At 65.3% G+C, this 17,580-nt stretch carries 16 protein-coding genes and 1 other RNA gene; 10 read left to right on the top strand and 7 right to left on the bottom strand.

Going from position 1 to position 17,580, the window contains the following annotated elements:
* The first annotated feature begins 365 nt into the window (after positions 1-365).
* The 5 genes from CO669_RS11435 (at position 366) to CO669_RS11415 (ending at position 3,049) form a co-directional block, all read left to right on the top strand.
* Positions 366-686 carry a DUF4164 domain-containing protein gene (locus CO669_RS11435; protein WP_018318703.1) on the top strand — a complete coding sequence of 107 codons (321 nt, stop codon included), beginning with the start codon at positions 366-368 and terminating at the stop codon, positions 684-686.
* Positions 683-1,066: a cell division protein ZapA gene (locus CO669_RS11430; protein WP_097659907.1), complete on the top strand. Its 384-nt coding sequence runs from the start codon at positions 683-685 to the stop codon at positions 1,064-1,066. Before CO669_RS11435 ends, CO669_RS11430 begins: the two co-directional genes overlap by 4 nt.
* Positions 1,067-1,275: 209 nt before the next feature.
* Positions 1,276-1,436, top strand: a non-coding RNA gene (gene ssrS / locus CO669_RS11425) — 6S RNA.
* 214 nt (positions 1,437-1,650) lie between these two features.
* Positions 1,651-2,247 carry a 5-formyltetrahydrofolate cyclo-ligase gene (locus CO669_RS11420; protein WP_097660088.1) on the top strand — a complete coding sequence of 199 codons (597 nt, stop codon included), beginning with the start codon at positions 1,651-1,653 and terminating at the stop codon, positions 2,245-2,247.
* Positions 2,225-3,049 (top strand): TIGR00282 family metallophosphoesterase, encoded by an 825-nt coding sequence (locus tag CO669_RS11415; protein ID WP_198963959.1) that lies wholly within the window; start codon positions 2,225-2,227, stop codon positions 3,047-3,049. Before CO669_RS11420 ends, CO669_RS11415 begins: the two co-directional genes overlap by 23 nt.
* A 477-nt stretch (positions 3,050-3,526) precedes the next feature.
* On the opposite strand, the gene CO669_RS11410 is transcribed toward CO669_RS11415, so the two are convergent.
* The 7 genes from CO669_RS11410 to CO669_RS11380 all read right to left on the bottom strand — a co-directional run bounded on the left by CO669_RS11410 (position 3,527) and on the right by CO669_RS11380 (position 13,486).
* Positions 3,527-3,835 (bottom strand): hypothetical protein, encoded by a 309-nt coding sequence (locus tag CO669_RS11410; RefSeq protein ID WP_097659905.1) that lies wholly within the window; start codon positions 3,833-3,835, stop codon positions 3,527-3,529.
* A 331-nt stretch (positions 3,836-4,166) separates the two neighbouring features.
* Positions 4,167-5,303 carry a DSD1 family PLP-dependent enzyme gene (locus tag CO669_RS11405; protein ID WP_097659904.1) on the bottom strand — a complete coding sequence of 379 codons (1,137 nt, stop codon included), beginning with the start codon at positions 5,301-5,303 and terminating at the stop codon, positions 4,167-4,169.
* 189 nt (positions 5,304-5,492) lie between these two features.
* Positions 5,493-6,836, bottom strand: a complete 1,344-nt coding sequence (locus CO669_RS11400) for a c-type cytochrome (protein ID WP_097659903.1) — start codon at positions 6,834-6,836, stop codon at positions 5,493-5,495.
* Positions 6,833-9,001, bottom strand: a complete 2,169-nt coding sequence (locus CO669_RS11395; RefSeq protein ID WP_198963958.1) for a xanthine dehydrogenase family protein molybdopterin-binding subunit — start codon at positions 8,999-9,001, stop codon at positions 6,833-6,835. Before CO669_RS11395 ends, CO669_RS11400 begins: the two co-directional genes overlap by 4 nt.
* A gap of 8 nt (positions 9,002-9,009) precedes the next feature.
* Positions 9,010-9,474, bottom strand: a complete 465-nt coding sequence (locus CO669_RS11390) for a (2Fe-2S)-binding protein (protein ID WP_198963957.1) — start codon at positions 9,472-9,474, stop codon at positions 9,010-9,012.
* Positions 9,475-10,125: 651 nt separating this feature from the next.
* Entirely contained in the window at positions 10,126-11,550 is a 1,425-nt protein-coding gene (locus tag CO669_RS11385; RefSeq protein WP_097659900.1) for a methyl-accepting chemotaxis protein, read from the bottom strand.
* 187 nt (positions 11,551-11,737) lie between these two features.
* Entirely contained in the window at positions 11,738-13,486 is a 1,749-nt protein-coding gene (locus CO669_RS11380) for a methyl-accepting chemotaxis protein (RefSeq protein ID WP_198963956.1), read from the bottom strand.
* Positions 13,487-13,705: 219 nt separating this feature from the next.
* Here CO669_RS11380 and CO669_RS11375 point away from each other — a divergent pair, with 219 nt between their 5' ends.
* The 5 genes from CO669_RS11375 to ruvB all read left to right on the top strand — a co-directional run bounded on the left by CO669_RS11375 (position 13,706) and on the right by ruvB (position 17,520).
* Positions 13,706-14,452, top strand: a complete 747-nt coding sequence (locus CO669_RS11375) for a YebC/PmpR family DNA-binding transcriptional regulator (RefSeq protein ID WP_097659898.1) — start codon at positions 13,706-13,708, stop codon at positions 14,450-14,452.
* 231 nt (positions 14,453-14,683) lie between these two features.
* Positions 14,684-15,214, top strand: a complete 531-nt coding sequence (gene ruvC, locus CO669_RS11370) for a crossover junction endodeoxyribonuclease RuvC (protein ID WP_097659897.1) — start codon at positions 14,684-14,686, stop codon at positions 15,212-15,214.
* A 69-nt stretch (positions 15,215-15,283) separates the two neighbouring features.
* Complete coding sequence (locus tag CO669_RS11365; protein ID WP_143278656.1) at positions 15,284-15,706, top strand: hypothetical protein; 423 nt, start codon at positions 15,284-15,286, stop codon at positions 15,704-15,706.
* 9 nt (positions 15,707-15,715) lie between these two features.
* Entirely contained in the window at positions 15,716-16,333 is a 618-nt protein-coding gene (gene ruvA, locus CO669_RS11360) for a Holliday junction branch migration protein RuvA (protein ID WP_097659895.1), read from the top strand.
* Positions 16,334-16,482: 149 nt separating this feature from the next.
* Positions 16,483-17,520 carry a Holliday junction branch migration DNA helicase RuvB gene (ruvB, locus tag CO669_RS11355; RefSeq protein WP_181769816.1) on the top strand — a complete coding sequence of 346 codons (1,038 nt, stop codon included), beginning with the start codon at positions 16,483-16,485 and terminating at the stop codon, positions 17,518-17,520.
* Positions 17,521-17,580 lie beyond the last annotated feature (60 nt).

The raw sequence follows: 17,580 nt of genomic DNA, 5'->3' as shown, positions 1-17,580 counted from the left end.
TCCGTCTGAAATGAGGCGCTTGGAGGCGACGTACGCCCGCGCGGGAGGAGCCTGGCGGCCACTGAAGGTCGGGGCTGGGATAGCACCTCGGTTCCGGGAGTCCAAGGTGATCAAACGCCGATTTGGCCGCAAAAGTTGCCTCTGTGGAGATCGGTTTTCCGCAAGATGCGGCGCGGGAGGAACCGAGGGATCGCAGCAGCCTCCGTCCGATTGATCGGTGCATAGTTTCGCGGCGGCGTTGCGCTCGGCTAGCTTGCCACGTAAATTTCTGCTTCTAACCGCTTGCCGAACCGAGTCTTTTGCCGGGCGGCAAGCCCCAGGAAAAGGCCACTGGGCAAAGGCCGCCAGGTTCCACCGCTGACTACATGAACGATCGCGTGTCCAACAGTGCCGCCATGACGGAGTCCTCCGCGGTCGAGATCGAGATCGCGACCCGCAGGCTGATGGCAGCACTCGACGCGCTCGAAAGCGCGGTGGAGCGGCGGCGCGATGCCGATCGCGACGAGAACGAGCTGGCGGCGCGGATTCAGGCGCTGGGCGCCGACCGTTCGCGGCTCGCCGACGAGCTCGACGGCGCGCTGGTGAAGGCGCGCAAGCTCGAGCGCACCAATCGCGAGATCTCCGACCGGCTGGATTCCGCCATCGTCACGATACGCTCGGTGCTCGATACCGGAGAGGACGGATGAGCCACATCAACGTCACCATCAACGGCCGGCAGTACCGCATGGCCTGCGAGGAGGGCCAGGAGGTGCGGCTGCTCAAGCTCGCCGAAACCCTGGAAACACGCATTCAGTCGCTGCGCGGAAAATTCGGCGAGATCGGCGATGCCAGGCTCACGGTGATGGCGGCGCTGACCGTCTGTGACGAACTGGTCGACACCAGCAACCGCGTCCGTACTTTGGAGCAGGAGCTCACCGAGCTCAGGGATTTCCGCAACGCCGCCGTCGAGCGCGCCAGGTTGACGCAGACCGCGGTGGTCAACGCCCTGAACTCCGCGGCCGAACGCATCGAGAAATCGACCCAGGTGCTGAACCGCACCGTCGGCAACGGCATCGCGATCGGGTAGGGGCTGCGCGCTTGCGGCCCATCCTTCGAGACGCCCGCTTCCGCGGGCTCCTCAGGATGAGGTCCCGTTTCGCGGCATTAGACCCTCATGGTGAGGAGCCCGCCGCAGGCGGGCGTCTCGAACCATGCAGGCCCGGCATTTTCGACGCAGCCGGCCGGCCACGTGCGATCGCTATGGCGATTCGTCAGTATCGTTGTTACATTGCCGAGGCGAGGCTGCGACGCGCGTCCGGAGCCATATATCCCCGGGGCCTTATCGATCCTTTAGGGAACTGTCCCTGGCCGGGCCCGTGGGCCCGGACATATGGTGCCCACCTACTTTCGTAGGGAACTCCGGGATCGAGTGCTTCAACGGCGTACGCGGCTTCGCACTGTTTCTTCCTTCTGGTTCGTGCCTGTCGAAATGCGTCCCTGACAAAGCGGCAGTGTCATGCCCCGGCTTGACCGGGGCATCCAGTACGCCGCAGCGTCGATGTTTGATCACTGGCGTCTCTGGAATACTGGATCACCCGCTCCAGTGCGCAAGGGCGCACAAGGCGGGTGATGACGGCGGAGCAAGACTTCGCCTTTCGGGGGAAAGCGCACATGCCCAACACCAAAGCCGAACTCCGTGCCAAAGCCCTCGCGGCGCGCGATGGGCTCAGCGAGAAGAAGCGCGCCGCCGCCGCCGCCAGGCTCGCCAAGCGCGGCCTGCCGTTCAAGCTGCTGCCCGGCAGCATCGTCTCCGGCTACTCGCCGATCCGCAGCGAGATCGATCCGATGCCGCTGATGAAGGCGCTCGCGGAGCTGGGCGCACAGCTGGCGCTGCCCTGCGTCACCGCGCGCGGCCAGTCGCTGATCTTCCGCCTCTTCCATCCCAGCGACCGCCTGATGCTCGGCCCGCTCGGCATTCCCGAGCCGTCGCCGGCAGCCACTGAGGTCATCCCCGACATCATGCTGACGCCGCTCGCCGCGTTCGACCGTCTCGGCCATCGCATCGGCTATGGCGCCGGGCATTACGATGTCACCTTCGCGCACTTGCGCAAAACCAAGAACATTCTCGGCATCGGGCTTGCTTTCGCAGCGCAGGAGATCAAGACGGTTCCGGCACTATCGCACGACGTCGCGCTGGATTATGTGCTAACGGAATCGGACGTGTTCGATTTCCGGAGTTCTGAAGTTGCGCATTCTCTTCGTGGGTGATGTCGTCGGTCGCGCGGGGCGCAACGCCATCGCCGAATATCTGCCCGGCATGGTCAAGGACTGGTCGCTCGATTTCGTCGTCGTCAACGGCGAGAATTCCGCCGGAGGCTTCGGCATCACGGAAGCGATCTATCAGGAGTTTCTCGACGCCGGCGCCGACGCGGTGACGCTCGGCAACCATTCCTGGGACCAGCGCGAAGCCCTGGTGTTCATCGAGCGCGCCGAGCGCCTGATCCGGCCCGCGAACTATCCGCGCGGCACGCCCGGCCGCGGCGCCGCCCTGGTCGAGACCAAGAACGGCAAGCATGCGCTCGTCGTCAACGCACTCGGCCGCGTCTTCATGACCCCGTTCGACGATCCCTTCGCCGCGCTGGAGCGCGAGCTCGGCGCGTGCCCGCTCGGCGTTGCCGCAGACGCCATCGTCGTCGATTTCCATTGCGAGGCGTCGAGCGAGAAGCAGGGCATCGGCTTCTTCTGCGACGGCCGCGCCAGCCTCGTCGTCGGCACCCACACCCATGTGCCGACCGCCGACCACCAGATACTGTCGGGCGGCACCGCCTACATGACCGACGCCGGCATGACCGGCGATTACGATTCCATCATCGGCATGCAGAAGGAAGAGCCGCTGCGCAGGTTTACGGCGGGCATTCCGTCGGGGCGTTTCGAGCCGGCCGCGGGGGCTGCGACGCTCAGCGGCGTCGCGGTCGAGACCGACGATGCCACGGGGCTCGCGCTGAAGATCGCGCCGGTGCGCATGGGCGGCAGGCTGGAGCCGGCGACGCCGAAATTCTGGTTGAGCTGAAGAACGTCGCCACACCCTCAGTGTCATCCCCGCCTAGTGCGCAATTGCGCACGGGGGGCGGGGATCCATAGCCACAGGGAAGAGTTGTTGCGCGAAGCTGGTCACTCCGAATCTTCGCAAAACGATTGCTGCGGCGTATGGGTCCCGGATCTGCGCTTCGCTTGTCCGGGACGACATTTGAGAATGATGCGCGATCACGCATCAATGTCGCCGTACATTACTCCGCCGTCTGCTCTCGCAAAAATCGTAGGGTGGGCAAAGGCGCACTTGCGCCGTGCCCACGATTTCTCTCCATGTGCGAAGGGCCTACGTGAGCACGCTTCGCTTTGCCCACCCTACGATTCTGGAATATGCCGCTACGATCGGTGCCCCCGGTCGGCTGCATCAGCTTTGCTCCCAACAGCGGACCTTGGCGGGCAACCAAGGGAGTTCCGCTATTGGCCAAAAGGCGATATCACAAACTTGGGTGATATCAAGCTACCGGGATTTCGGCCCCACAGGTGCCTCAGCGAACGCCTTTCGAAAAGCAGGCAGCCTATCTGTTAAACCCATGTTTTCGGCGGCTCGCTCCAAATCACGCCAAAACCCACCACGGGCAGTGGTGAGATGACCGAGTTCATCGAGAATATCGAGGGCCAACTCAAGTTCATTGTAATCCATAAACTCGTGGTATCGGGTCAAAAGGGCTGCGTACTCAGGTTCGTGTCGTACGGGCAGAGCCCGTCGCGCACGCTCAAGCAGCGTTTCAGTAATTTTCCAGCTCTTGACTAGCTTCGCGTCAGCCATCTCATCTCGCTACAGGCATTGCGTCTCACCTCGTCCGCTCGCGGTCCAGCTTGCATCGAGCCTTTGATGCCCGCTTCGGGTCATTTGCAGATGTTCCCAGTCGGTCAGACAACGTCTGCTCATCCCTCGGAACGGACGGTCCCGAATTTATGAGTGCACGCCCTGGTGCGCAATCGCGCGCCGGGGCCGAGATCCACCGCAGGGCGTAGTTGTTTCGCGAAGCTGCTCGCTCCGAATCTTCGCCAAGCTCTTGCTGCGGGGCATGGGCCCCGAATCTCCGCTTTGCTCGTCCGGGACGACCGCGGAGATCGACGCGCAATCACGCATCATCTCACGTCACCGCACCCCGCGCCGCGATCGGCCACACCGCTTCCACCCTCGCATCCGGTCTATTGAAGCCACGCACGCCGACATACCAGTCGTAGAGATTGACGGTCGGGTCGCAATGGCCAGGGATCAGCGTCACCCTGTCGCCAAGCGCGAGCCGCGACGACGCGCCGTCGAACTCGAGCACGCCATGTTCGTCGGAGGGCCTGTGATAGCGCAGGTCGGGCCGGCCCAGCACGGCCGGAAATCCGCTGTCGTTCGACAGCGCCTTGTGGCCGGCGTCGATGACGGCGCGTTCGCCGGAGCCGGTGCTCATCACGGTCGCGATCACGAACAGCGCGTGCTCGAATGGGCTGGCGTTGCGCGTCCCGTCGGCGACGTTCTTGGCGTAGTCGGCGTCCATGAAAATATAGGAGCCGGCCTGCAATTCGTTCCAGATGCCGCTCGCGCCTTCGAGCTCGAACGTTCCGGTTCCCGCACCGCCGATCGTCCGGCATTGAAAGCCCCCATCCCTGAGGACGCGCAGCGTCTCCGTGGTCGCGTTCGCTGCGCCGGCGATGGCCGCGCGCCGCTCCTCCGGCGTGCGCAGATGCTGGGCGGAGCCGTGATAGGCCTGCAAGCCGCCGAACGACAGGAAGCGTGACCCCGCCACCTGCCGCGCCAGGGTGGCCGCCGCCGGGCCCGGCCTGACGCCGCAGCGACCGGCGCCGACGTCGATTTCGACCAGCACCTCGATGTGCGAGCCGGCCCGTTCCGCGGCAAGCGCCAGTTGCTCGACAGCGATGGAATCGTCGACGCAAACGCTGATGCGCGCGTGGCGCGCGAGCGCCGCCAGCCGTTCCAGCTTCTGCAGGCCCACCACCTCGTTGCTGACGAGCACGTCGCTCACGCCGCCCGCCACCAGGATCTCGGCCTCGGCGACCTTCTGGCAGCACATGCCGACGGCGCCGCGCGCGATCTGCTTGGCCGCGACGATCGGCGACTTGTGGGTCTTCGCATGTGGACGCAACCGAACGCCGAGCTTGCCGACCGCTGCCGCCATGGTGTCGAGATTGCGCTCGAAGGCGTCGAGGTCGATGATCAGCGCCGGTGTATCGACCTCGGACAACGGCATGCCGATTTGGGCGGGTGGAAGCGACATCGAAAGCCAGTCGATTGTATTCGGGTCCAAGCCCCGAATGTGCTGCGGACTTTTTATGGCAACAACGGCCGTCGCACCAGTGGCGGCGCCTTCGATGCTCGGGGCAGGCGGCGGGGGTGACCGCCCGCTCCGCTTCGCACCACCTTCTCCCGCAGGGGGAGAAGGTGCAGCGTCAGACGCGGCGGAGACCTATTCCGCCGTCTGCTTCCTCAGCTCCGCCACGTCCTTCGCCGTCAGCTTCGAGCCCTTCGTCCCGAACCGCGCCGTGACGTAGTTCGCCACCGCCGCGATCTCGTCGTCGGTGTACGCATTGCCGAACGCCGGCATCGACAGCGCGCCATCCGGCGTGTGGCGTTTCGTGCCCGAGATCACGATCTGTGCGACGTTGGTCGCGGCGGGGTCGTTGACGGCCCAGGTGCCGGTCAGCGTCGCCATCGGCGAGACCGGGCTCTCGCCGCTCCAGCCGTGGCAGCTGGCGCAGGCACCCGCGAACAGCATCTTGCCGCGCGCGTCCGCCGTGACGCCCTCCTTGTGCGAGGCAGGCGCGATGGGCGCCGTGGTGGCGGGGAGGTCGGGCGAGGGCACCGGCGGCACGCTGCGCAGATAAGCAACGATCGAGCGGATGTCCTCAGGCGCGAACTGGCTGAAGCTGTGGTCGACCGCTTCACCCATCGGGCCCGACGCCGAGCCGTGGCCGGGTGCGTGCCCGAGCGACAGATACGAGATCAGATTCTGGTCGCTCCAGCTGCCGAGACCCGTCGCCTTGTCGGACGAGATGTTGAACGCGCGCCATCCGGCCGTGATCGCGCCGGCGAACTTCCTGCGGTTGTCCAGCGCGAAGCCGAGATTGCGCGGGGTGTGGCACTCGCCGCAATGCGCCAGCGCTTCGGCAAGATACGCGCCTCTGTTCCACTCCGGGCTCTTCGAGGTATCGGGCGCAAAGCGCGTGTCCGGATTGAACACGGCCGACCAGACGATCATCGCCCAGCGCTGGTTGAACGGGAACGACAGCGTGTTGTCGGGCGCTTTCGCGCGCACCGCCGGCAGGCTGAACAGATACGCCTTCACCGCCAGCACGTCCTCGTCGGTCATGAACGTGTAGGAGGTGTATGGCATGGCCGGATAGAGCCGCGCGCCGTCACGACGCTTGCCGTGCTGGACCGCGTTCAGGAAATCCTGGTCGCTGTAATTGCCGATGCCGGTGTCCTTGTCCGCCGTGATGTTGGTGGAATAGAGCGTGCCGAACGGCAGCTTGAAGGCGAGCCCGCCGGAATAGTCCTTCTCGCCCGGCTGGGTATGGCAGACCATGCAGTCGGCGGCCTTGGCGAGATATTCGCCGCGCTCGACGAGGCTCGCTTTCTCCAATTTCGCCGGCACGCCGGTCGGCTTGCCGGCCCGATAGTCCGCCAGCGCCACTTTCGTGCCGCCGGCGAAGTCGAGCGGGCCGGGTCCGCGGATGATCCAGGCGCCGAGCCCTGCCGCGACGACGCCGATGACAACGACGCTCGTGAGGATACGCATCTTGCCGCTCATGCCTTCTTCCCCGCAGCCAGCAGTTTCCGATCGATGGGCAGGCGCCGCAGCGCCACGCCGGTTGCGGCGTAGATCGCGTTGCGCAGGGCAGGCGGTCCCGCCGTCGTGCCGGTCTCGCCGATTCCGCCGGGCGCCTCGCCGCTCCTCACGACGTGAACCTCGATCTTGGGCATCTGGTTGATCCGCAGCATCCGGTAGTCGTTGAAGTTGGATTGCTGGACGCGGCCCTTCTCGATGGTGATCTCGCCGTAGAGCGCGGCGGTCAGGCCGAAGACCAGGCCGCCCTCGACCTGGGCGATGATCGTATCGGGATTGACGGCAATGCCGGTATCCACCACCGAGGTCGCGCGGCGCAGATTGATCTCACCCTGCTCGTCGACCTCCGCTTCCACGACCGTTGCGATGAAACTTCCGAACGACGGCTGCAGGCACACGCCACGCCCGACGCGGGCCGGCAGAGGCTGCCCCCAATTGGACTTCTCGGCCGCGAGGTTGAGGACGGAGAGGAAGCGCGGCGAATTGGCCAGCATGCCGCGGCGAAACTCGACCGGGTCCTTGCCTGCCTTGCGCGCCAGTTCGTCGATGAAGCACTCGACGGCAAACACGTTGTTGTTCGGGCCGACCCCGCGCCAGAACCCGGTCGGGATTGCCGGTGGTTCGGCCCGCACATATTCCACGTGGACATTCGGGATCTCGTAGGGAACGTCGGTGGCGCTGTCGATCGCGTCGATGTCGATGCCCTTCTGGAACGCCGGCGGCAGCCAGCGTGCGATGATCGCAGCGCCGGCGATCTTGTATTTCCAGCCGACGATCTTGCCGCCCGACAGGGTCGCCGCGATCGTGTCGCGATAGACCGGCCGATAGACGTCGTGCTGAATGTCCTCCTCGCGGGTCCACACCACCTTGACCGGCCCGTCGACCTGTTTGGCGATACGAACGGCCGCGACCACCATGTCAGGCTCGAGCTTTCGGCCGAAGCCGCCGCCGAGCAGGTGCTGGTTGACCGTCACCTTCTCGACCGGGAGCCCGGCGGCCTTGGCCGCCTCCGACTGCACGCGCGCCATGATCTGCGTGCCGGTCCAGATCTCGCAGGAATCAGGCTTGCAATGCACCGTGGCGTTCAACGGCTCCATCGTCGCGTGGGCGAGAAACGGCAATTCGAACGACGCCTCGAATTTTTCACCGGTCGCGAGGCCCTTGGCGACGTCGCCGGTGGATTTGGCGACCACGCCGTCCCTGGCGCTGGCGGCGCGCAGATCGTCCCAGATCGCTTTCGAATTGATCTTCGCGTTCGGGCCCTCGTTCCATTCGATGTCGAGCGCGTCGAGGCCTTTCTTCGCGGCCCACATGTGGTCTCCGACGACGGCGACGAGATCGTCGAGCACGACGATCTGCCGCACGCCCGGGATCTTCTTCGCGGCGCGGTCGTCGACCTTGCCGACCTTGCCGCCGAACACCGGGCACTGCGCCAGCGTCGCGAACGTCATGTTCGGCACGATGGCGTCGATGCCGTAGACGGCCTTGCCGTTGACCTTGTCGGGGGTGTCGAGCCGCTTGAACGGCTGGCCGATATAGACGAAATCCTTGGGGTCCTTGAGCGGGACGTTGTTGGGCGGCGTCTGGCCGCTCGCGGCAGCCGCAAGCGCGCCATAGGCGAGCGTCCGGCCGCTCGCCTTGTGCGTCACGACACCTTTCGATGTCGTGCAACTGGCGGGATCGACGTTCCATTGCGCGGCCGCGGCCTGCACCAGCATGGCGCGCGCGCTGGCGCCGGCGTCGCGCAGCGGCTTCCAGAAGGCCCGGACCGATGTGGAGCCTCCGGTGGCCTGAATGACGAAGATCGGATTGCCGTAGAGTTTCTCGTTGGCCGGTGCGTGCAGCAGTTGCACCTTCGACCAGTCCGCGTCGAGTTCTTCCGCCAGGATCATCGAGACCGCGGTGTAGATGCCCTGTCCCATCTCGACCTGCGGCATCACCAGCGTGGTCACCCCCTCCGGGTCGATACGGATGAAGGCGTTCGGCGCGAACTTGCCGTCGGTCTTGTCCTCCGGCTGCACCGGCTCGTTGACGGCGGCGCGCAGCGGCAGATGGAAGGCGAGCAGGAAACCGGTGGCAAGGCCGCCGGTCAAAAGCGCGCGGCGGGAGAGGTTGTCGGGTGCATTCATGGCGGACCTCACGACTGCCGGCCGTTGGCGGCCTGCTTGATGGCCTCGCGGATTCGCACATAGGTGCCGCAGCGGCAGATGTTGCCGGCCATCGCGGCGTCGATGTCGGAGTCGTCAGGATTGGGCGTTGCCGCCAGCAGCGCGGCGGCCGCCATGATCTGGCCGGACTGGCAATAGCCGCACTGGATCACCTCGGCCTCGAGCCAGGCCTTCTGCACCTTGGCGCCCGCGGGCGTGCTGCCGACATGTTCGATGGTGGTGACAGTGCGGTTCGCGACGGCGCTGACCGGCAACACGCAGGAGCGCACCGCCTTGCCGTCGACATGCACCGTGCAGGCGCCGCATTGCGCGATGCCGCAGCCGAACTTGGTGCCGGTCATGCCGAGGATGTCGCGCAGCGCCCACAGCAGCGGCATGTCAGGTGGCGCGTCGAACGATTTCGTTTCGCCGTTGATGGTGAGAACAATTGCCATATGCATCCCCTTGCTCGACGATCGCTTGCGGCGATCAGGTCGATATTTCGCGCGACCCTAATCATAGCGACGCGAAATGATGAAGCGTCGAGATTTCTGGCGATGCATATTTGCGCGGCGTAAGCGTCAGGCCATGACGTTCACGAATTTGTGCAGCGGTCGCTGCAAGCGTTTTGGGCGAATTGGAATGATAATCGTCATGTTTTGGCGCATTTTCGTCGCACGCGCCGTCGATCGCCGCAGATGTTCGTGCGAACGCGCAAAGTCGTGCGATGACGAAAGTCGTGCGATTGTAAAAGTCAGTCGGCGGTGGTTCGACGGATCATCCGCGACGCCGACTTGTGGGAGAGGGCGGCGACGCCAGTCGATGCAGACTCACTCGGGTGAGGGGTCTGTCTCCGCGCATGATCCTCTCTCATTCTCACGCAGCTCTGCCCGCGGTAGGCAGACCCCTCAGCCGGCGCTTCGCGCCACCTTCTCCCGCAAGGGGAGAAGGAAGGAGGATGACGATAATTTCGGAATAATAGCATTATGCGTCTGTTTTGCCCGACGGGTCAAAACGGGCCGCAGCCTGTCGGCGTAAGCCATTGATTTCGCATGCCCCGGCTACTGTGCATGGGGTTGTTTTTCAGATTCTTGATTGAGCGGCCGTCAGCCCTGCCGGAATCCCATCCGGAAGGCGCCCCAGTGCTTGCCGCGGATCATGATCGGCGAGGACACATCCTTCATCAGCACGAACTGCCCGCCGCCCATGTCGCGGCGGTAGGTCTGGAGCAGGAACGGCTTGGTGTTGGCGGCGACCTTCTTCACCGTGCGGTCATTGAACAGGCGGCGGTTGCGGCAATTGGCGTTGTTCCAGACCGGGTCCTTGCCCTGCGGCAGGCGGTAGTTCGGGTTGTGGGTCGGCAGGTAGCCGCTGCGCGCCCAGGCCACACAGTAGACGATGCGCGGATCCGATTTCTGGATCGGGTCCTGGATCGCCGGCAGCACGCGGTCGGTAAACTCGACGTAATTGGTGAGATATTGCTTCGGGTCGGTGCCGGGAATTTCGCGATAGGTCTCGTCGAGGAGCTGGTCGAGTGTGATGTCGCCGCGATCGAGCGCGGCTTCGAATTCGGTTGAGATCCGCTTCGCGGTGTCGACCACGATCCGGATCAGCGGCGTGTCCGTCGTGTCGACGCCGCTGTCGGCGATCAGCGCGATCAGGCCCTCGGATGTGTCGAGCAGCTTCGCCACCCGCTCGTCGGCGTTCTTGAGGTCGCGCGAGGACAGATCGACGCCCCTGGCGAGCTCGTTGAGCTCGCTGATGACGGTGTCGCAGTGTCCGAGATTGGAGGTTGCCGCGCGCGTCACGCTGTCGATCTCCGCTTCCACGGAGGCGAAGCCCTGCTGGACGCGCGAGATGATGCCGGAGATCTGCTGGGCGCCTTCGCCGGCGGTCTTGGCGCGCTGCGAGGCGTCGCTGCTCTCGCCGATCAGGCCTTCGATCTGGCCGTCGAGGTCGCGCACGGTGTCGGAGATCTGGTGCGTGGCCTGGCGCGTGGCTTCCGCGAGGTTCTTCACTTCGCTTGCCACCACCGCAAAGCCGCGGCCGGCATTGCCGGCGCGGGCGGCTTCGATGGTGGCGTTGAGCGCCAGCAGATTGGTCTGCTTGGCGATCGCCTCGATCGAACCCGAGACCTTCGCCACCTGCGCCAGCGCCGAGCCGACCGCGCTGAGACGCGCCTCGATCCGCTCCACCGCTGCGACGAGCTCGGAGATGTGGCTGACCGCGGTGTCGACGGCGCTGCGCGACTGCGCGATCTCGCCGACCGCGGCCGACGTCGTGGTCTGCACGGCCTGCGAGGCGTTGGCGATGTCGTGGTTGGCCGAGACCATCGTCTCGGCCGTCTTCTGCAGATGGTGGAACCGTTCCGACTGGTTTGCGACGCGGCTTGCGACTTCCTGAACGTTGCCGGCGATATCGGCGAGTTCCACACCAAGCCCGCCGATGCGGTCGGCAAGCTGGTCAATCAGCCGCTCGGCCAGCGTGCGATTGGAGCCGGTGTCCATGACTGCAAGTTGTACGACGGACATGTTCGATGAGTCCTCCAGACAGAGCCGCAACCCGGCTCACGGCGGCATTCCCATTCCAATTCAGCTTAAAAGGATGATTCGCGGCCGGCGTCTTGCCTGAGCGTGCACTCAGGCGAAATTTGCGCCCTATTTCTCTATTTCGAGCGGGGGCCACTTGAAGTATGCGGCACCCTTTTTGAGACCTGCTCTAGAGCTTGTATGCCGTGCGGAATCCACCCCAGTGCCGGCCCTGCACGCGGATCGGAACGTCGATCTCGCGCATCATCACCGTATTTCCATTCCCCATGTCGCGCGCATAGCTCTGGACCAGGTACGATCGCAGGTTGCGCGCGGCGGCGAGCCCCGCCGGATCGTTGAAGATCCGCCTGTTGCGGCTGTTGGCCGTGTTCCAGGCGACGTCGCCCGGCCGTTGCGGGTGCGAATAGATCTTGTTGTGCACCGGCAGGAAGCCGTTGCGGTCGACCATGGCGCAGAACGCCATGCGCTGGTCCTTGGCCAGAAAGGCTTCCTGGAACGGCGGCAGGGCGCGGTCGGCCCAGTCGAGATATTTCGTGCGGTATTGCTGCGGATCGGTTCCGGTGATTTCGGCATAGTCGGTGTCGAAGAGGTCGTTGATCCCGACCTCGCCGCGGGCAACCGCCTGCTCGAAGATCCCAGTCAGCGCGTTGCCCGCCTCCATGGCGCGGGTGACGAACTCGGTGTTCTCTTCGTGGATCGACCAGAGCTTGTCCTCGATCCTTTCGCGGAGCTCGGCATTGGGGGCGACGAATTGCGCGCGGGCGCCGGCCTTGGATTGCTCGATCACGCGCAGGCGACAGGCGCCGACGTCTTCCAGCGTGCCCTCGATCATGGCTTGCGGTGCGAGCCGGGCCGCGTCCGCGCCGCCGATCAGCACACCGTCCATCGAGATCTCGTAGACCGGCATCGCGCCGCGCGCGCTCTCGAACTTGAGATGGCACGGCAGCCGTTCGGTCTTGCGGCGGTCGTCGTGCTCGCTCTGGCGGAGCAGCACGGCGCAGCGCGATTTCAGCTTCCGCGCAAAGGTGGTGACGGCCTTGCCGGCACTGGCAACGCTCTCGCCATGGGTCTCGGCGGCCTTGGTCGCCGCATCGATCTCGGCGGCGCTCTCGCCGACCGAGACGATGAATTCCGAGGCGCTGGCGGCGTTGCCCGAGACTTCGCTCGTGGTGGCGTTCTGTTCCGCGACCGCGCCGTTGACGGTCTCGAACACCGGGCGGATCGCCTCGATCGCCTGCGAGATGCGGTGCACGGCATCGGCGGAGCCGGCGGCGTCGCGCTGCAGCGCGTCGATCTTCTTCGTGATCTCTTCGGTCGCGCTCTGGGTCTGCACCGCGAGGGCCTTGACCTCGGTGGCGACGACCGCAAAGCCCCTGCCTGCGGCGCCCGCACGCGCGGCCTCGATGGTCGAGTTGAGCGCGAGCAGCGTCGTCTGTCGCGCGATCTGCGCGATCAGATTGACGACGTTGCCGATGGCGGCGGAGGATTCGCGCAAGCGATCGACATTGGCGCGGGCTTCCTGCGCCGCGGCGCTGGCCTCGTCGGCGAGCTTGCCGGCCTCGCGAACCTGGGTCCCGATGCCTTGGGCGGACTGGGTGAACTTGTCGGCGGCATGGGCGAAGGTCGAGGCGGTCGATTGCGCCGCGTTGGTCCGTCCGGTCAGGGCATCGGTGCGGTCGCGGATGGCGGCAAGGGTCGCGGCGGTCGCCTCGGCGCCGCCGGCCACCGAATTGGCGGCGCGCTCGAGCTGGCGAATCATGGCGCCGAGCTCGAGTTCCAGCAACTCCAGGATTTCCCGAGCCGAATCGGTTTCGGCCCCGTGAGCGGGCTCGGAATGGGCCGCCGGCTGCGGAGCCGCCGGGGCGGCCGCAGGCGCAGCCTGATCCGGCAGGCGCTTCCGAAATAGTCCGAACGCCATCAGCTCTCTCTTGTCGGGGAACGGTCGGACGCTATTTTCGCAGCCCGGAATGAAATCAGGGTTAACAATGCCCGACCTCCTGGCACGGACCATTACGGCACCGACCTCTACAGTGCTACCTTGAGGCAGCCGGAGCCCTTTGATTCCGGCGGGTTGGCGGCCTATAAGGCCGCGCTTCCCACGCTTACCTTTGGCTGACGATTCCTCGAGAGACCCCGCATGGCCGGACATTCCCAATTCAAGAACATCATGCACCGCAAGGGGCGGCAGGATGCCCAGAAGTCGAAGCTGTTCGGCAAGCTGGCGCGGGAAATCACCGTCGCGGCCAAGCTGGGGACGCCCGACCCCAACATGAACCCCCGCCTGCGCGCCGCCGTGATCGCCGCGCGGCAGGAGAACATGCCGAAGGACAATATCGAGCGCGCCATCAAGAAGGCGCTCGGCAGCGACGGCGAGAACTATGACGAGATTCGCTACGAGGGCTATGGCCCCGGCGGCGTCGCCGTGATCGTCGAGGCGCTGACCGACAACCGCAACCGCGCCGCCTCCGACATCCGCTCCTTCTTCACCAAATCGGGCGGCAATCTCGGCGAAACCGGCTCGGTCTCCTTCATGTTCGACCGCACCGGAATCATCGAATACGACCGCAGCGTCGCTGATGACGATTCCGTGCTGGATGCCGCGATCGAGGCCGGCGCCGACGACGTCGTGTCCGGCGAAGGCGGTCACGAGATCTACGCCTCGACCGAAGGTTATCGCGATGTCGCCAAGGCGCTCGAAGCCAAGTTCGGCGAGCCGCGCAAGGCCGCGCTGATCTGGAAGCCGCAGAACACGGTCGCTGTCGACGACGAGACCGGCGAGAAGCTGCTCAAGCTGATGGACTTGCTCAACGAGCATGATGACGTCCAGCACGTCTACGCCAATTTCGAGGTGTCGGACGCGCTGGTCGCGAAGATGGGCGGCTGAGGCGTCACTCCCAGTCTCCACTGTCGTCGCCCGGCTTGACCGGGCGACCCAGTATCCCAGAGACGCCAGAGGCATGCGGAGAGGCCCAGGCGTACTGGATACCCCGCTTTCGCGGGGTATGACGGCGGAGTATGTGGCGGGCAGTGCGGCGCTCACCCGCCGACCCACTTCCCCTGTTACTTCCGTTCTGTTTCTGTTTCGCTTCCAGCGGCCAGCCGCTATCACTGGCCCATGACTGCGCTCCCGATTCGTGGCCCCGTCCGCATCATCGGCATCGACCCCGGCCTGCGCCGCACCGGCTGGGGCGTGATCGAGGCTGAGGGCAACCGTCTCATCTATGTGGCCTGCGGCTCTGTGGAACCGCCGAACGACCTGCCGTTGGCCAGCCGGCTGCTCGCGATCCACGAAGGGCTCGCTTCCGTGCTCTCGAACCATCAGCCGATGGAAGCCGCGGTCGAGCAGACCTTCGTCAACAAGGACGGCGTTGCGACGCTGAAGCTCGGCCAGGCCCGCGGCGTCGCCATGCTGGCGCCCGCAATGTTTGGCATCTCGGTCGCCGAATACGCGCCGAACCAGGTGAAGAAGACGGTGGTCGGCGCCGGTCACGCCGAGAAGGCCCAGATCGCGATGATGCTGAAGATCCTTCTGCCCAAGGCCGATCCGCCATCGGCCGACGCGGCCGACGCGCTCGCCATCGCCATCACCCACGCCCATCACCGCCAGAGCACCGCGCTGCGGCTGAAGGTGGCGCTTAATCAATAATTTTAAAATAAGATTGCTTATTTCTTAATTCTTCGCTATGTCTCGCGGGAGTTCGATCGGAGGACTCTCATGGGCAAGGCGAAGAAGATCTCGATGCGCACTGCGTCCAAACATAAATCTGCTGGCCAGATGCCGACGAGTCCGCTGCGTAGGTGGAAACCGGAAAGGATGAGCAAAGAGGTCGAGCAGGACCGCGTCGTGAATTTCCTGAAGTCCATCGAGGTGAAGCGCCACGAGAATGGTCGGAATCAAGTTTGGTTTGATTGGGACGATTTCATGCAGGCAGTTTACGGAGCTGCCGACGGCCGGATGTCGGCAAGCCGAGCTGCATTTCTCGAGAAGAAGGCCGATGAGGCGGGACTCACGTGGCTCTACAGCAAAGATGGCAAGCAGATTGGCTTCGTGGCGTTCAGCGAGGAGGTCGATCCGGATGTCAGTTACGAGACGCTCGAATATTTCTACGAAATCGCAGGCAGGCGTGATGCGATTTGAGGCATTTCGATGATCGGCAAGCTCAAGGGCCTGATCGATTCCTACGGCGAGGATTTCGTGATCCTCGACGTCGGCGGCGTCGGCTACCAGGTGCATTGCTCGACGCGCACGCTGCAGCATCTGCCCAAGCCGGGCGAGGCCGCCGTGCTCTCGATCGAGACCTATGTTCGCGAGGATCAGATCAAGCTGTTCGGCTTCCGCACCGACCAGGAGCGCGAATGGTTTCGCCTGCTGCAGACCGTGCAGGGCGTCGGCGCCAAGGTCGCGCTCGCCGTGCTCGGCACGCTGGCGCCGGCCGACCTCGCCAATGCGATCGCGCTGCGCGACAAGGCGGCGGTGGCGCGCACCCCGGGCGTCGGCCCCAAGGTCGCCGAGCGCATCGTCACCGAACTGAAGGACAAGGCGCCGGCCTTCGCCAGCGTCGATCCCGCCGTGGTGCATCTGGCCGGCGCCGTCGACGACCAGCGCGCGCCGCGCCCGGTGGCGGATGCGATCTCAGCGCTGGTCAATCTCGGCTACGGCCAGCCGCAGGCGGCTGCCGCGATCGCGTCGGCCTCGCGCAGCGCCGGTGAGGGCGCCGAAACCGCGCAGCTCATTCGCCTTGGCCTGAAGGAGCTCGCGAAGTGAGCACTGCAACGCTCGATCTTGTAGGGTGGGCAAAGCAGTGCGTGCCCACCACCTTTGGATTGATCGGAGAAATGGTGGGCACTGCGCGAAGGGCGCCTTTGCCCACCCTACGAGGAGTTCGCTGAGTGAGCGATCCCAAGGCCAGCCGCATGGTTTCGCCCGAGCGTCGCAGCGACGATGTCGGCGACACGGCCTTGCGTCCGCAATCGCTGTCCGATTTCGTCGGCCAGCAGCAGGCGCGCAAGAATCTCTCGATCTTCATCGAGGCCGCGCGCAAGCGCGGCGAGGCGCTGGATCACGTGCTGTTCGTCGGTCCCCCCGGCCTCGGCAAGACCACGCTGGCGCAGATCGTGGCCAAGGAGCTCGGCGTCGGCTTTCGCGCCACGTCGGGTCCTGTTATCGCCAAGGCCGGCGATCTCGCAGCCCTTCTCACCAATCTCGAAGAGCGCGACGTGCTCTTCATCGACGAGATCCACCGCCTCAGCCCGGCGGTGGAAGAGGTGCTCTATCCCGCCATGGAGGACTTTCAGCTCGACCTCATCATCGGCGAAGGCCCGGCGGCGCGCTCGGTCAAGATCGAGCTGTCGAAGTTCACGCTGGTCGGCGCCACCACGCGGGCCGGCCTGCTCACCAACCCCTTGCGCGACCGCTTCGGCATTCCGGTGCGGCTGAACTTCTACACGATCGAGGAGCTCGAGAGCATCGTCAGCCGCGGCGCGCGCGTGCTCAATGTCGGCATGAGTGCCGACGGCGCCAACGAGATCGCGCGCCGCGCCCGCGGCACGCCGCGCATCGCCGGCCGCCTCCTACGCCGGGTGCGCGATTTCGCCTCGGCGGCCGATGCCGACAAGATCGACCGCAAGATTGCCGACCACGCGCTGAGTGCACTCGAGGTCGACGCCGCGGGCCTGGATGCCATGGACCGCCGCTATCTCACGACCATCGCGACGAACTATGGCGGCGGCCCGGTGGGTGTCGAGACGATGGCCGCAGCTTTGTCCGAGCCGCGCGATGCGATCGAGGACATCATCGAGCCCTATCTGATCCAGTGCGGTTATCTCCAGCGCACCCCGCGCGGCCGGCTGCTCACCTCGCACGCGTTCCGCCATCTCGGCATCGCCGAGCCCTCGCGCGATGCGGCGGCACAATTCGGCCTGTTCGGCACCGACCAGGCCGAGGACGACTGACTGCCGTAACCGGTGAACCCTGAGGTCCAATCCCGTCACTAATCCGAACGCGCGGCGGAC

Source organism: Bradyrhizobium sp. Y36 (assembly GCF_002531575.1).
Taxonomy (GTDB): domain Bacteria; phylum Pseudomonadota; class Alphaproteobacteria; order Rhizobiales; family Xanthobacteraceae; genus Bradyrhizobium.
This window is presented reverse-complemented; position numbering and strand designations above follow the sequence as displayed.